Annotated in this window: 11 protein-coding genes; 6 read left to right on the top strand and 5 right to left on the bottom strand. The window is 68.1% G+C overall.

Going from position 1 to position 15,164, the window contains the following annotated elements:
• Window positions 1-46: 46 nt before the first annotated feature.
• The 5 genes from E3O46_RS00710 to E3O46_RS00690 all read left to right on the top strand — a co-directional run bounded on the left by E3O46_RS00710 (window position 47) and on the right by E3O46_RS00690 (window position 6,436).
• Window positions 47-1,339 carry a glycosyltransferase gene (locus tag E3O46_RS00710; RefSeq protein ID WP_134447427.1) on the top strand — a complete coding sequence of 431 codons (1,293 nt, stop codon included), beginning with the start codon at window positions 47-49 and terminating at the stop codon, window positions 1,337-1,339.
• A complete protein-coding gene (locus E3O46_RS00705) occupies window positions 1,336-3,342 on the top strand; it encodes a right-handed parallel beta-helix repeat-containing protein (RefSeq protein WP_134560916.1) in 2,007 nt (668 codons plus the stop codon). Before E3O46_RS00710 ends, E3O46_RS00705 begins: the two co-directional genes overlap by 4 nt.
• The gene (locus E3O46_RS00700) at window positions 3,342-4,442 is read left to right on the top strand and encodes a right-handed parallel beta-helix repeat-containing protein (RefSeq protein ID WP_134560915.1); all 1,101 of its coding nucleotides are present in this window, start codon (window positions 3,342-3,344) and stop codon (window positions 4,440-4,442) included. Before E3O46_RS00705 ends, E3O46_RS00700 begins: the two co-directional genes overlap by 1 nt.
• Window positions 4,443-4,783: 341 nt before the next feature.
• On the top strand, window positions 4,784-5,815 hold the full coding sequence (locus E3O46_RS00695; RefSeq protein WP_166790660.1) for a right-handed parallel beta-helix repeat-containing protein: 1,032 nt from the start codon (window positions 4,784-4,786) through the stop codon (window positions 5,813-5,815).
• Between the two features lie 207 nt (window positions 5,816-6,022).
• On the top strand, window positions 6,023-6,436 hold the full coding sequence (locus E3O46_RS00690; protein ID WP_241975375.1) for a universal stress protein: 414 nt from the start codon (window positions 6,023-6,025) through the stop codon (window positions 6,434-6,436).
• A 23-nt stretch (window positions 6,437-6,459) separates the two neighbouring features.
• Here the strand turns inward: E3O46_RS00690 and E3O46_RS00685 are convergent, their stop codons facing one another.
• The 3 genes from E3O46_RS00685 to E3O46_RS00675 form a co-directional block, all read right to left on the bottom strand.
• Window positions 6,460-6,786, bottom strand: a complete 327-nt coding sequence (locus E3O46_RS00685; RefSeq protein WP_134559367.1) for a DUF805 domain-containing protein — start codon at window positions 6,784-6,786, stop codon at window positions 6,460-6,462.
• A 158-nt stretch (window positions 6,787-6,944) separates the two neighbouring features.
• Complete coding sequence (locus tag E3O46_RS00680) at window positions 6,945-7,199, bottom strand: hypothetical protein (RefSeq protein ID WP_134560913.1); 255 nt, start codon at window positions 7,197-7,199, stop codon at window positions 6,945-6,947.
• Window positions 7,200-7,410: 211 nt separating this feature from the next.
• Entirely contained in the window at window positions 7,411-8,226 is an 816-nt protein-coding gene (locus E3O46_RS00675; protein WP_134447413.1) for a bacteriorhodopsin, read from the bottom strand.
• Window positions 8,227-8,386: 160 nt separating this feature from the next.
• On the opposite strand from E3O46_RS00675, the gene E3O46_RS00670 reads away from it, so the two are divergent.
• Window positions 8,387-8,845 carry a MarR family winged helix-turn-helix transcriptional regulator gene (locus E3O46_RS00670; RefSeq protein ID WP_134447412.1) on the top strand — a complete coding sequence of 153 codons (459 nt, stop codon included), beginning with the start codon at window positions 8,387-8,389 and terminating at the stop codon, window positions 8,843-8,845.
• Between the two features lie 14 nt (window positions 8,846-8,859).
• Here the strand turns inward: E3O46_RS00670 and E3O46_RS00665 are convergent, their stop codons facing one another.
• Together E3O46_RS00665 and E3O46_RS00660 are read right to left on the bottom strand one after the other, a co-directional pair.
• Entirely contained in the window at window positions 8,860-10,632 is a 1,773-nt protein-coding gene (locus tag E3O46_RS00665; RefSeq protein WP_134447410.1) for a hypothetical protein, read from the bottom strand.
• Window positions 10,632-15,161, bottom strand: a complete 4,530-nt coding sequence (locus E3O46_RS00660) for a hypothetical protein (protein ID WP_134560912.1) — start codon at window positions 15,159-15,161, stop codon at window positions 10,632-10,634. Before E3O46_RS00660 ends, E3O46_RS00665 begins: the two co-directional genes overlap by 1 nt.
• Window positions 15,162-15,164 lie beyond the last annotated feature (3 nt).

The raw sequence follows: 15,164 nt of genomic DNA, 5'->3' as shown, positions 1-15,164 counted from the left end.
GTGGTAACGCTGACCAGCACAATCGAGCACAAGGAACCCGATCCCTATGCCACCAGAAACGACAGTGTCCGCTGACCCCGGCTACGCGTTCGACTGGGGCGCCATCGGGAATGCGGTTGTGCACGACGCGGCAGTCGTGGCTTCCTATTTTCCCCTGGCGATTGCCGGAACCATCGTCTGGGGACTCTGGCTCTACCGCTTCATTCTGTCGCATCGGGCCCCGCCGATCGTCACCGACTTCCGGACGTCGACCTCCGTGATCGTGCCCTCATTCCACGAGGATCCGGACATCCTGTTGAGCTGTCTCGATACGTGGCGGGCCCAGAATCCCGACGAGATCCTGATCGTGCTCGACGTCGCGGACGTCGACACCTACGAACGCATCGTCCGGATCGGCGATCCACGTGTCCGGCCGATCCTCTTCCACCACGTCGGCAAGAGGTCAGCACTCGGGGCCGGGATCAGGGAGGCGAGGCACACCCTGCTCGTCCTGACCGACTCGGACACCTGGTGGGAGCCTGACCTGCTCCGGAACGTGCAAATGCCCTTTGAAGACCCCTTGGTCGGGGCGGTCGGCACCCGGCAGAACGTCTACCAGAGCGGCACGAGCGTCTGGCGACGGATCGCAGACTGGCTGGTCGACCTGCGCTACCTCGACTACGTCCCCGCCATGGGACGGGCAGGGGCTGTGCCCTGCGTGTCCGGACGGACCGCGGTGTACCGCCGTGCCGCGGTCCTGCCCGTGCTCGACCATCTCGAGAACGAATTCTTCCTGGGCCGACGCTGCATCTCCGGCGATGATGGCCGGCTGACGTGGCTCGTGCTCGCCTCGGGCTACAAGACCGTGCACCAGGCATCCGCGCGCGCTCTCTCGATGTTCCCGACCGGCTTCCGTGCGTTCGTGAAGCAACGCGTGCGCTGGAGTCGCAACTCCTACCGGTGCTACCTCACGGCCATGGCCAGGGGCTGGCTCTGGCGGGTACCGTTCATCACCAAGGTGACCGTCCTGCAGATCCTCCTCACCCCGCTCACGATGGGTATCACCCTGTTCTACCTGGTCTTCAGTCGCCTCGAGTTGAGCGTCGCCGGGTTCGCGGCAGCCATCGGCTGGCTGCTTCTCGGCCGCGGCATCCGTGGGATCTCACACCTGCGCCGCCACCCGAAGGACCTGTTGCTCCTGCCGCTGCTCGCCCTCGCCGTCATCCTCGTCGCCCTCCCGATCAAGACGTATGCCCTCGTCACCATGAACAAGCAGGGCTGGCTCACCCGCCACAACGACACCATCGGCGGTGACGGCCAGGACGCGCGCACCCTTACCCAGGCGGCGGTGGCCCCGTGACCCGGACCAGGGTTGCGCCGGTCCGGGTTCCCCGCACCCAGACACCGAGGGTGACGGTGATCGCGAGCAGGCACCGCCAGTCGGGGCGTCCTCCCGGCGCACGTTTCGTGCTGCTGGGCATGCTTGCCGGCATCCTCGCCGGGGTACTCGCGGCAGCGCTCATCCTCGTCGCAACGGGAGTGTTCCGCTCCCCCACGAGCGCCTTCGGGCGGGCCGAGATCGCGCGCAACGGAAATGTCCAGGGCGTGCTCTATCCCGGAGACCCGACCCGCGAGACGAGCCTCGTGAACGCGGAGAAGGCCCGGCTCAGTTATGTCCGCAGCGTCTCGGCATCCGCCCAGTGGCGGGTCGCCGGGATCCAGGGCCCCTACCGACTCACCACGGGCAGTTCCGTGACTCTCGTCCTGCCGGCCCGTGCACAGCCCTACCTCGTGTCCGACCTGCTCACCCTCGCCCCGACGACCTTTGTGCGGCAACCGGACGGCGGTTATCTGCTCTCCGAGAACATCGTCGTCCTGACCGGCGCGACCCTGTCTCTGACCGCGACGGATGGGCTCACCCTGCGGCTCCGCAGCGACCCGAGCACGTTCGTGTCCGTGATCGGACTCGGCGGCTCCGTCCTCATCAACGGCACGGCGACGGCCCCCGTGGCGATCGAGAGCTGGAACACCCGGACCGGGGCGGTCGACACCGACACGTCCGACGGTCGCGCCTATCTCCGGATGATCGACGGCACGGTCTCGGTCGGGCACGCGCGCATCGCGAACCTCGGGTTCTGGAGCGGGGAGACGGGCGGGCTCGCGCTCTCAGGGACGGATGCCTCCGGTACGGACACGTCAGGAGCCGACGGCTCGGTCACGGCGGATGCTTCCGGCACGGCCGATACCTCCGCCCCGGCCGGCGCAGGCCCGCTCGCAGGCGCCCCTCTCGCCGGCGCCCCCGTGCTCCCTCCCGAACTCCTGCGTGCTCCCGCCGGATCCGTCGCCTCGAGCGGGCCCTCCGCAGCGACCCTGTCCGCCGGGTTCCAGGACGTCACGATCGACGGCAACGCCTTCGGTCTTTTCATCACGCACGCCGCCGGCGTCACCATCACCGACACCCGGATCATGAACAGCCTCGTCGACGGCCTCGTCTTCCATCGGTTCGTTACCGACACGACGGTAACCCGGACGAGCTCCGTCAACAGCGGCGTCGACGGATTCACGGTGGCCAGATCGAGCTCGGGGATCATGTTCGACCAGATCACCGCAACGGACAACGGGCGTAACGGAGTGTCGATCGACGGCCGCTCGCTGGCCGACGGTCCGAGTGCCATCGGAACCGGTGTGGAATCCTTCGGTTCGAGTACAGTGACCCGCAGCACGGTCGAAGACAACCGGAGGTACGGGATCGAACTCAGCGGAGGTCAGGCGCTCGGGGTGTACTCGAGTCTCATCGCACGCAACGATATGGGCATCGTGCTCGACGACGGGGCATCGGGTGTCGTCGTGGCCGGAAATACCCTGAAGGACCAGGCCCGCCAGTCGATCGCGATCCGGGACCGGGTCACCGACACGAGTGTGCGCAACAACGCGATCAGCGGCAGCCAGACCGGCGTGTACGTTCGAAACGCCGGTGCCAGTGTCACCGACAACACCATCCGAGCCGTCTCCAACCACGCCGTGAGCCTCGTCGGGGACGCCAGGTCGGTGAGGGTAGTGAGCAACGCGCTCTCGGGCTCCGGCGCCGTTCCGGTGTGGGACGAGACCTCGTCGGGGGCCGTCGTCGCAGGCAACAACCTCGCCGGCTGGCAGCGCGCGACGACGGCAATCACCGTTGCGCGGTTCGTGTTCCAGCCACTCACCGTGGTCTGGCTGTTGCTCGCGCTGTTGCTTCTCGTGACGGCACTCACCCGCAGCGGTCCCCAGTTCGGTGCGATCCGGCATCCGTACGCCGAGCGTGTACCGCTCACGTCGCTCTCACGCGGCATCGTTTCGCGCGAGTCCGTCGGCGGCGCCCCCTGATGCCCGATAGCGACGACCGGGCGGATGCCCCGGCGCGCCGCCGCACGCCGTCGCGCCTCCAGTGGGTGCTCACCGTCGGCATCCTCGGCCTTGCGATCATCGGCGTCGCCGTCATGGCCATCGTCGCCATCACCGGCCAGACCCAGAACATCACCCAACCCACCTCACCCCCGTCGACGGCACCGGCTCCTCCGGTACCAGAGACCGTGGCCGGCTGCCCGCCGTTCACGGTCACGGTGACGACCGCGCGCGAGCTTCAGGCGGCCCTCGACGCTGTGAATCCCGGGACCGTGATCGGTCTGGCCCCCGGCGTCTACCAGGGCACCTTCACGCTCCGCAGTGGAGGCACCGCCGATGCGCCGGTTGCGCTCTGCGGCACGGCAGGGAGCATCCTCGACGGTGGCGGCGTGCAGGGCGGATACGTGCTTCACCTCGATCGGGTCGCCTACGTGCACCTGGTCGGGTTCGCCGTACGCAACGGCCAGAAAGGCGTGATGGCGGACCAGACCCGGAACTCGCTCATCCAGGGCCTCCAGGTATCCCAGATCGGCGACGAGGCGGTGCACCTCCGCAACAACAGCACAGACAACCGCGTCGCCGACAACCAGATCAGCGACACCGGCCTCCGCCGGCCGAAGTTCGGTGAGGGCATCTATGTCGGAACGGCCGAGAGCAACTGGTGCGACGTGAGCGGGTGCGAGCCGGACCGGAGCGACCGGAACACGATCATCGGCAACAAAATCTCGGCGACGACCGCGGAAAGCGTCGACATCAAGGAGGGCACAAGCAACGGAATCCTCCAGCAGAACAGCTTCGACGGTTCGGGAATCACCAGCGCCGATTCCTGGGTCGATGTCAAGGGCAACGGCTGGATCATCGATGGCAACACCGGCGTCAACTCGCCGATGGATGGGTTCCAGACGCATGAGATCCTCGACGGCTGGGGTGTGGGCAACACCTTCCGTAACAACGAGGCCACGGTGAACGGCCCCGGCTACGGCTACGCGCTCAAGCCGGCCAACAACAACGTAGTCGAGTGCAGCAACACGTCCGCCGACGCCGGCGAAGGTTCCTCGAACGTCCGGTGCGCCGACGGTTGACCCCCGGGAAAACCAAATGTTCATTTGAGTTTTCCTCAGGAACGTGTATCGTCGTGTGAACTAAACGTTCCAAGTTTCCGGCAGCATTCTTGCCGTAATCTGCAGGCTGCTGTTGATCCCCGCCCCGCCTCTGCCATCGTGCACGCGACCGGTTCGGCTCCTGTCTTATTACAGGGTGCTGCCGATGTCACTTGCCTTTTTCTGTCGACGCTTTCGTACCGTCGACGACGTTCCGTAGTGCCCTGTCCACTCCGACGGGGAGTTGTCGATCTCGTGGTCCACCCGAGGTTCGACCGGTTAGGCAGTCTTCCTGTTCCACACCACAGGAAGCTGCTGATTTCGTGCTCCACTCATTCACCCACCCGTCCCGCTCATTCCCACTCTCCCCCGACACCCGGCGACTTTCGCCGCGCCGCATCGCCGCAGCCGCCCTCCTGACCGGCGCCGTCGCGGTGGCGGGGGTCGTGCTCACCCCCGGACCGGCCCACGCCGCCACGGTCACGAACGTGTCGACATCCGCTCAGTTGAAGACCGCACTCGGCAACGCGAAGCCCGGCGACACCATCCACCTCACGGACGGCACCTACACCGGCAAATTCGAGGCCTCCTCCGTCGGAACAGGTGCGGCGCCGATCACCCTCACCGGCTCACGAGCCGCCGTGCTCACCACCGGGTCGACCGGTTCCGGTTACGCCCTGCACGTCACGGGAGGGCACTGGAACCTCACGGGGTTCCGGGTCGACAAGGCCGCCAAGGGCATCGTTCTGGACGATTCGGACTACACGGTCATTTCCAGCGTCGACGTCGGACACATCGGCCAGGAGGGTGTGCACGTGCGCCACAGCAGCACGAACGTCGTGCTGCGCAACTCCTACGTGCACGACACCGGACTCACCTCGGCGAGCTATGGCGAAGGCGTCTATGTCGGCAGCGCGAACAGCAACTGGAGCTCGGTCATGGGCTCCTCGTCCAGCCCGGACAAGTCCGACAACGTGCTGATCCAGGACAACCGGATCGAGGACAACCCCGCGGAGGCGATCGACATCAAGGAAGGCACGACCGGCGGACGCATCACCGGCAACACCTTCCGCCATTCCGGCTACTCCGGCGACAACTCGGCCGATTCCTGGGTCGACGTGAAGGGTAACGGCTATTCGGTCTCGGGCAACTCCGGATCCTCGACCCTCGAGGACGCGTTCCAGGTGCACTCCGTGCTCTCCGGCTGGGGCGGCGGGAACGATTTCGCCGGCAACACGGTCACCGGCGGCGTCCCCGGCTACGAGGTCAACAACGCCTCGAAGACCGCGGGCAACGTGGTGCATTGCAAGACCTCCGGTGCCGGAAGCGGCCTCACCAACAAGGGTTGCAAGTAAGCCTCGCGCCTCCGCACGGAGTTGCGGAGAAAACACATTCCCACCCCCACCGAGGCGTTTTCTCCGCAACTGACCGACCGCCCAGTGGCACCTCGCATTGACCGCGCGACGCAATGGCCGCATGATGGCCACACAGGGCGAGCCGTCCTGCCGAGAGAGCGGACGAATCCCATGAGTGACACCGGTGCGTTTCAAATTGTTGTGGGCGTGGATGGATCAGAGCCGTCAGTGAAGGCGCTCGAGTGGGCGATCGTCGAGGCGAAGCTGCGGAGCGCAGAGCTCACCATCGTCACGACGTGGTCGTATCCGATCATGGCGGGAACCCCGGGAGATATCGTTCCAGAAGACTCCTTCAAAGAGGTCTGTGAGCGCATTCAGGCCGAGGCTCTCACGGCCGCGACCGATGCCGGCCTCACCGCGACAGGCCGCATCGTGCGCGGTAGTGCGGTCACCGTGCTCCTGGAGGCCGCCGAATCCGCCAGTCTCCTCGTCGTCGGCTCGCGGGGCCGCGGCGGCTTCACGGGCCTGCTGATGGGGTCGGTCTCCAACCAGCTCGTGCATCACGCCGCGTGCCCCGTGCTCGTCGTCCGGTCGAAGCGCGCCCCGCTGTCCCAGGGGTGACACCAGCGCCCGGGGCCCTGTGACTATCTACTCGGCCGGCAGAGCAGCACGATCAGGATGATCACACCGACGATCGGGAGCAACAGGAACCAGAGCCATTTCCAGGAGAAGCCCGCATCCCGCAGGCGCCGGACCGCGACTGCGAGGAACGGCAGCACGATGACCACGATCCAGAGCGTGGAGAACAACCCGAACGCCGACGTGGGATTGATCGTCGAATCCAGGGTGCTGAGCGCGAAGTCGACGATCGTCACGAAGAGCACCCACCACCAGTACTCTGAGCGGCGGGCGACTCCGGTGAACTGGCCGTATTGGCTGAACACGGACGAGATCGCTTGGCCGAAGGTCATTGGGGTTCCTGACTCAGAAGATGGATGCCGGTGCTACCGGACGTCCTTTCATCCTCCCAGATTCCGGCTAGCGGGTCTTGAGGTGGCGCATCTTGACGATGCTCACGGCGCCGGCGCCCGCAACGCCGTGCAGGCGAACGTGGACGTGATCACACGCGCTAGGTAGTCCTGAAGGCCGCCATGGCGTTGTCGAGGAACTCACCGAATGGCCGCTGCTGATCCGACTCAAGCCACGCCACGCGTGCCGCCTGAACGATGGCCGCAGGTCGAGGGTCGCTCGCAGTCACGCTCCCGGCGAGCCGGGTGACCACTCGCCCGACGAGCAGCTCCTGCACCCGCTGCATCTTTTCGAGGTAGCGAGCGTTCAGCTGGGCGCTCCCCCGCACGATGCGCTCCATCGCATGGTTCGTCACCGGTTCGTCCACGGGCTTAGACCGCCCCGCGCCGGGTGTTCTTCGGCGAGATGGCCACGCAGGCCGTGCCCCACCTGCTCAACCAGCGTCTCGCCGAGCTGGCCGAGTGGAACCCCGTGTCGCCCTCGCCGAAGGCAAATAACACCGTGGCGACCGTGCGGGCACCCTCATCAACCGAGCGATGCCCGCAGGTGAATCGCCGAGGACGGAGTCAGGAGCGGGTTGCGACCTCATCCCGCGAAAGCTCGATTCCGGCGAATGTGGGGTCGTCGTCGAAGGACTTGATGCGAGCCACCTGGTAGATGATCAACGCATAGACCGCCTTGGCGAGAATATCGGCGACGGAATAGCCGACCTGCTTGTAGACCCAGGCATCCGATCCGGAGATGTTGAGCAGCGGCAGCAGGTACGCGATCGGGTAGACGCCCCAACTGAGCAGGAGCAGGAACCGCAGCTGGCTCAGGATCTTGCGGACACCGGTCGGCTGCTGGTCGAGGGACTTGCTCAGTTGGACGAAGAGCACGAAGAGGATGTAGGCGAACGGGATGGTTGACAGCAGACCGAACAGTCCGCGAAGGCCATTGTCGCCGCTAATCTCCCCCGGATAACCGAGGATGATCATGAGCGCCGCGGCGGGAACGAGCCTCCGCAGGAGCGCCGACTGGACGGACCGCACGAGGGCGAGTACGGCGACGAGCTCGACGAGGAGCAACGGAACGGTGAGGAGCCAGTCGACGTAGCGGTAGCCCTCGTTGAAGCCGGCGCCGACGGCCTGAGAGTAGTCGCCCGTACCGCCGACGGCATCGGTCACGAACGCCGCCTTGAACGAGTCGAAGATGCGGAAGTAGTGGTAGGCGGCGATGCCGCAGACCACGATGGCCACCGTGATGGCCTGGCGGTACCGCGGCAGGATACGAGGCAGGGCGATCACGAGGAAGACAGCGGTGAAGAGCTGCGCCGCGATGACGAGCGACAGGAAGTTGTAGACGGTCTCGTACTGTCCGTGCGAGAGGATATCTGGAATCATGGCGTACTCCGTAGAAGTTCAGCGTTCCCGAGATAACTTAGTGTTTCAATTACATAGTAAGTAAGCTAAATCGTCAACATCTTTTTGGCCCGATTTCGCTAGGATCAGGTACACCAGTCGTGACGACACAAGGCTCGCTCCAGCGCAGGCCGGAGGAAACATGGACCACTCGGAACGGCCCCCGCACACGCTCAGTGGCTTTCCGGCCGCAGCTACCGAATTCGTGAGCGCCCTCGACGGCAACCGCCACCGCATCGCCGAGCGCGCCGGCGTCTCCGGAACCGAACTCCGTGCGCTCTTCCGGATCGCACGGATGGGGTCCATCACTCCGAAAGACCTCGCAACCCACCTCGGAATGACGACGGGAGCCGTGACAGCGATCTCCCGCCGCCTGGTCGACATCGACCTGCTTCATCGAATCGACCACCCCGGCGATCGCCGCAGTCTCTACCTGGAGCTGACTCCCCACGGACACGACGTCATGGGCGAGATCCACCGCGACTTCACCGACATGCTGTCGGCCTCCACCACGACACTGGACGCCGCGCAGCTCGAAGCGTTCACCGCTGCGCTCGCATCGGTAGCCGCTGAGGTGCGGATCAGATCGGCACAGCTCTGAGGCCTGGCCGGAACCTACACTGTCGGCGGATGCGTCATGTCGGTGAACGACAGAGCCGAGTCCCAGGCGAGACGACTGGAGGCCTCTCCCCGACCTGTGCGCACCCGATAAGCCGCCCACCGCGCGTAGCGCCCATCGGCCCGCCGCGCCAGCACCGGCACGGCACGCAGGTGCACGCCCTCCCTCGGCAGTTCTTCCCCCGGGAACGTCAGGGGCGTTGGACGTAGGGTGATTCCCCTCGGCAGGACGGGAACTCCGTCGCGCAGCAGTGCGGCTTTGCGCAGCGATACCTGACCGGGCGTCAACGCCACGGGTGCCAGCGGGATCCAGTGCGCGGGCACGACGGATTGCAACCTGTACGCCCGCTCCCCCTGGGTGAGGCCCTCCGGCCACGGATCGGGGACGGGCGGACGCTCGCTCGCGCGCCGCCGCGGATCCCCGCTTCGCCCCTGTACCGAGTTCTCGATGGCCCAGGCCATGTTGGCCATCTCGTCGCGCAAGAACAGCACGTCTTCGAGGGCCTCGCCCACGAGTGTGCCGACGGCCACGGGAGGCAGCACGATGCCGGGGAGCATCCGTCCGGCCGCCGAGGCAACGCCGAACATGGTGAACGCGGGATCGGCGAGCTCCGGAACCGTCACCACGTCGCCGAAGTCGTCGGTCAGGGTGACGGTTCCGACCCTGTTGACCGCGCCGAGCAGGCCGTCGACAGGCACGGCCAGCCAGTCATCACCCGAGGACAATGCGAATTCGGCAAGGCAGAGCCGTGCGAGGTCATTCGTCTGCGCCTCGATGGCGCCCACGTCGACCGCGCCGTCCTCGAGCTGCCAGTAGCGGTCGGCCGGCATGCCGGGGAACCGCAGCGGAGTGGCGAGCATAGTCGCCTCGCTGCCGACGGGGGTGCCGGCCGGTGCCTCGTCCGGCAGCCCGGCGCTGGCGCCCTCGACCCATTCGAGGTCGCTCCAGCGTACGGATGCCGAGCCGAATTGGGTGCCCCGGGCGAACACGGCGTCAGCCTCGTCACCGAAGCGCAGCGCGAATCGGTACTCCAGGCGTTCGGTCGACCAGGCGCCCCCGGAATCCGGCTCGCCGCCGAGCCAGGCCAGCCACTCGGCGATCGCCGAACGTGCGGCCGCGGCATCCGTCGCCTCGTCGATCCAGCCGGGATCCCCGGCGCGCAGCTCGGTGGCGAGTGTTCCCCCGTCGGGAACGGCGCCGCCGAGTACGACGAAGAGGCGGGCGGCCTGCGGGTCGTCGAGTCCGAGTGGATCGTTCGGGTCGTCGTCGAGGGCGAGTGGATGGCGACCCGTGAGCGTGCGTGCGAGCGCTTCTTCGCCGACGTCCGCAAGGAGGTCCACGAGCTGGGCTCCTGCCTCGGCGCGCTGTCGCAGGCCGTCGCCGAACGCGAGCTCCGGCACGTCCTGGATGAGCTCCTCGAGAAGCGCCCCCTCGCGCCACGGCCGCCAGTCGGCGTCTGCCAGATCGATCGCGGCGCCCGGCAGGGGGGCCCAGGCCGTGATCGGCAGCGCGCTCGACGCCACGTGCACCGACACGACGGATCCGGCATCCTCGCCGCTGAGTTCGCCGAACTGCCACTGCCGACCGAGCATCCACGCGGCATCGCCGATGCGCGCCTCGGCACCCGGGGCAGGGTCGCCGGTGACCGAGTCCGGCTCGAGCCGCACCATGGCCGGCGGGTCGGCAACCTGCAGCAGCTTCAGGATCCCCGCCAGGTTCTGGTCGGTCACCGCGCTGACCATCATGTCGATGGGAATCTTGACGGCCATCACTTCACCTCCGACAGGAACGGGATGCCGACCCCGGACCATTTCACCTTGGCCAGCTCCGTGAACTGGAGCCCTGTGCGGATCTGCAGCCAGGGGCTCGCCACGTAGATGGCGGGCAGGATGGCCGCGTCCCCCGGCGTGTGCTCATAGGTCACCAGCCGGGCCTTGGCCAGTTCCACGGCTTCCAGAACCGTCGCCACGACGGAATCGGTCGTCCACCTGGTGCCGTCTGGCGACACCGCGGAGAGCAGCACCTGCGGCGCCCTGGCCGATGCCTGGTTGGCGTGTACGGCGAGCCCGGTGGTGGCCCTGGCCGCGCGCAGCGGGTTGTCCGGCGCAGCTGGATCGAATGCTTTGGGGTCTGGTTGAAACGGCAGTGTCTCGGCCCAGCCGTCGATCGCGAGTCCGGCAAATGGGCCGGCGAAGTCGTCATGGCCGCCGACGAGTTCGACGACGAGGTGGCTCGCGGATGCCGCCGGCCAGGGGACGTCGTCGGGGAGAGACCCGGCCAGCCAGCGCTCCGTGCCCGCAGCCGGATCTCCGGTGGCGTCGTCGTGCTCGGTGAGCTGCACGATGCGGAGCGGGATCGGGATGCCGAGGGCCCCTCCGAGCAGTTGCGCCTCGGCGAGGCGGCCGACGCCGGCCTGGACCGTCGCGTGATCACGCAGGAAGGCGTTGATGTGTGCATGGGCCGGCTGTTTCTTCATGGCCGGCGTGACGATGGCGGTGTGGAATGAGTCGGTACCGGCGGGCTCCGTCAGCAGGGGCAGGAGCAGGAAACCGTCGCCGAGGATCCCCTCGGCCACGGCGCGGCAGGCGTCGACGATCTCGCCGGTGGTCGCTGGGACGTCGCGCGCCGGGTCGCGCAGGGCCACGAGCGTCGCCCGTGCCTGACCCAGGCGTGCGAACGCCGCCTGCCACGCGCCGACGGCCCAGGCGACGTTCGCGGGAATCGCAGTATCCGGAATCAGGGGGACGCCGAAGGCCGCGAGCCCGCGCACGGCGTCGATCACGTCGGCCACGGCATCCTCTTCGACCGCGAGGCCGTCGGAGTCGATGGCGGCGATGACCGCCTGGCCGGAGGCGAGCACAGCAGCGAGGGCGTCGAGCACAACGCCCACACGCGCGAGCAGCTCGTCGGTGTCGATCCGGCGTTCCGGGGCAACGCCGGTGCGCACGAGGGAGTCGGGGCCGAGCGGCGTTCCACCGGCAGCGAGCGAGCGAAGGCTGCCGGCGAGAGTGGCGGCGCGCAGCAGCCCGTCGGCCAGCGGCGAGTCGCCCAGAGCGGGTATGGCCGCACGCAGCTCCCGGTCGAGTGATGCCGCGTCGTCCGCGAAGACCAGGTCCAGGGCGGCCCAGCCTGCCTCGGCGAGGGTGTGACTGTTGGGGGCTTCGGTCACCGTGATGCCGGCAGGATCACCGAGGCGACGCGCCGCCCACGCTTCCAGCCTCGGTTCGGCGAGCGCGCGCGGGCGGGTGCTCGACCAGCCGGTCGCGCCGGCCGGGATGGCCGCGAACACGCCGTGGGTGAGGATGCGACCGGTCTGGCGCACGCCCAGGATACCGAGGTCTGGATCGACGGCGGCGCCGCTGGCCATGGCATCCATCGCGGCAGAGGCGCGCGACGGGTTGCCCGAAGAGTACTGCAGGACGCTCTCACTCAGAAGGGCATCCGAGACGGCGTCGAGTGTGGCCGCAGCTCCGCGCATGGCTGCGACCAGAAGGTCCCACTCAGCGTTCGACACGGGGTCCCAATTCTCGACGAAGGCGTTGTCTGGCTTCCGGCTGAGGCGGGCGCGCAACGGCGGGTTGACCACGGTGAGCGTATCGAGCGGGAACAGCCGCAGGAGTTCTGCGCCGTCGACGACATCGGCGGCGGCGACGCGCGCTGCCGCGACCTCCTGGGCCTCGTCGTTGCCGAGCTGATCGGTGGCCGCAGGCGCGATCTGCCGCAGGCTCAACTGGAACCGGGCCGCCGAGGTCCCGGCGAGGCCGCGTTCGATCTGGTACCCGAGCAGGGCGCCGATCGACTGCCCGGCCGCGACCCCTTCGAGCACGCGCCGGAGCTCGACGCCGCGCCGACTCGACAGGTCGATGGCGAACGGTTGTTTCCCCGGCAGTGCGCCGATGTTGGAGCGGTGAGCGCTCGCGAGGACGCCGGCGGCGACGGCGTGCGAGCTGCTGGGCGCGTGGATCCAGCCATCCGGATCGCTTCGGTTCGTTCCAAGACGGATCTGCTCGACGTAGCCGAACGCGCCGATGGTCATTCCGACGGGGGCGGTGGCCGCCAGGGTGGCCCGGCGTGCCGTCGCGATGCCCGTCGCCCACGCGTCGACTCGATGGGACGCCAGATCGAGCGCAGAGGCGACGGCGATGCGACGCTCGTCGAGCGGCGCCGCCGCGAGCGCGATCATGGCGGCGCGAACCTCGCCGCCCACGCCGAAGGCGTAGAGCAGTTCGGTAATGGCGCTGCTGCCGAGCCACCTCGCCTGCGCCGTGTCGCCGAGGTCGAGCGCCACCTGCGCCAGGGAGGTGCGGGCCTCGGCCACTGGTTCGATGGCGGCGATGCTCACACGCTCGGTCGGCTGGCCGTCGAAGTGCTGCACGGCAGCGACCCGCTCGGCGGCGGCGAAGAAACGCTCAGGGGCCGTATCGTCGACGGCGGCGTCGGCGGATGCCGCCACCGTGATGATCCTCCTGATCTCGGGGTCGAGCTCCACGAAGTCGATCAGCGGGCCGACGAACTCCTGGGGCGCGGCGCGGAACCTCAGTCGCTTGGCGCCGTCCCATGCGATGTCGAGCAGGGCCTGCAGCACGCTGTCGACCTTCGGTGTTGTCCCGGCCAGGATCTCGGCCACGACGTCGGGATCGCGCTCCGAAACGAGGGGCAGACCGATGGTGCGGGAGTCGTCGTGCGGCGCCGGAGTCTGCAGGATCTTGGCGGCATCGACGGAGAACTGCGCCAGCACGGCCGTGCGCAGGTGAGCCTCGGCCTGCAGTTGGGCGGGATCCGCTCCGGTCGCGGCGGCGAAGGACGCGAGCTGAGGGCCGTCGACCGCCGGTCGGGCGCGCACGCCGGTGGCCACAGGGCTGGTGCCGAGCATGTCGAGCAGGTCCTGGTCATCGAGTTGGCCTCCGGGACGCACATGGGGAACGACGGGTGATCGGCTCACCCAACGGGCGAGCGTGCGCCGGATAAGAGGTACGAGCTGCGCCGTGGTCTCGCCGGAGCGCGGCTGCCAGGCGTCGAGATCCGTGACCGGCAGCACGCCGTATGGCTGGGCGCCGATGCGCAGCGCGGGGGCCGCCCCCGCTCCGCGCACGTAGTCGCGGTGCAGGCGCCTGGCCGACTCGATGCTTCCCGGGGTGACCGCGGGGATGGCGAGGTCGTCAAGGCGCTCGAGCACAGGCTCCCAGGTCGCGAACCAGAGTGCGGTATTGGCGGCGGCCTGAGCCTCGTCCAGGGTCGAGACCGGTCCGGCGGGGATGAGATGCTCGACGGATGCGGCGTCGAGACCGAGAGCTGCCGCGAGCAGGATGGCGTCCCGCGACGGCGTGCGCGATTCCACTGGCGGGGCGCCGGCGCTCGCGGCCGGACGATAGGGCGAGCGTTCGGCATCCGCATTGTTGGTGGCGGTTCCGGCGGCCAACAGGGAGACACCGTCGCTGAACCGGTGACTGGTGAGGAGGTCGACGAAGTCGGCGGCGTTGGCCTCCTCAGAGACCGAGTTGCGCGTTCCGACCACCACGACGCGGTCGATGAGCGTGGTGCCGCCGGGCAGCTGCACCTCCACCCCCAGGCCCGCCTTCTTGGCCGCCTCGAAGTCAACTGTCCACTCCGAGCCGACCGGCACGGTGAGGCCAGCTACCTGGCTCAGCTCGTCGTCGCCGAACGCGATCGGCGAGAGCGGCACGTCGGTCGCAACCGGCGAACCGGTCACCGTGATCGGTGCTGCTCCGTTCGGAAACACCCGCACCACGAACTGGTCGGGAAGGCAGCGGGCCACGGTGCCGTGGGCCACCTCCTCCGGTGATGCAGGGAAGATCGGGGCGCCCTGTCCTCGGGTGGCGAGGTTGGTGGGCGTCGTGACTTCGGCTACCCACCCGGCACGGCGTTCTCCCACGGCCGCGGTGAGTGCGGGCCAGGCGACCGCATCGGCGACGTCGGTCCAGACGGCCGACCAGTATGCCGCTCCGGCGGCGACCTCGGCATCCGTCACCGAGCGCAGCAGGCTGTCGATGTGCGCCTCGTCGGGCGAGATGCGCACCCGAAGCGTCGAAGTGCCCGGGGTCAGCTTGCTCTCGATGCGGACGGGTAGCAGCACCAGCGGAACCTCGGGAGACGCATCACACGGGTCGAGGCGGTCCCGCAACCCGCCGATGATCTCGCGCAGGTCGTCGTCGAGCGCGAGGATCTCGCCGCGCCGAACGTGGTCGGCCGGCCGCCGGATGAGCGTTCGGCGCTTCTCGGCAAGGGTGGCGATGCGCTCGCGAACTCTGGCCAGGACGGCTGGGGTCTCGACGGGCATGGT

This window comes from Cryobacterium glucosi (genome assembly GCF_004402235.1).
Lineage (GTDB): Bacteria > Actinomycetota > Actinomycetes > Actinomycetales > Microbacteriaceae > Cryobacterium > Cryobacterium glucosi.
The sequence above is the reverse complement of the archived record's forward strand: the minus strand, read 5'-3'. Positions and strand labels throughout refer to the sequence as shown.

Coding starts and splice junctions, on each gene's coding strand:
- E3O46_RS00710 (WP_134447427.1), top strand. CDS start 47: ATGCCACCAGAAACGACAGTGTCCGCTGACCCCGGCTACGCGTTCGAC.
- E3O46_RS00700 (WP_134560915.1), top strand. CDS start 3,342: ATGCCCGATAGCGACGACCGGGCGGATGCCCCGGCGCGCCGCCGCACG.
- E3O46_RS00685 (WP_134559367.1), bottom strand. CDS start 6,786: ATGACCTTCGGCCAAGCGATCTCGTCCGTGTTCAGCCAATACGGCCAG.
- E3O46_RS00675 (WP_134447413.1), bottom strand. CDS start 8,226: ATGATTCCAGATATCCTCTCGCACGGACAGTACGAGACCGTCTACAAC.
- E3O46_RS00670 (WP_134447412.1), top strand. CDS start 8,387: ATGGACCACTCGGAACGGCCCCCGCACACGCTCAGTGGCTTTCCGGCC.
- E3O46_RS00665 (WP_134447410.1), bottom strand. CDS start 10,632: ATGGCCGTCAAGATTCCCATCGACATGATGGTCAGCGCGGTGACCGAC.
- E3O46_RS00660 (WP_134560912.1), bottom strand. CDS start 15,161: ATGCCCGTCGAGACCCCAGCCGTCCTGGCCAGAGTTCGCGAGCGCATC.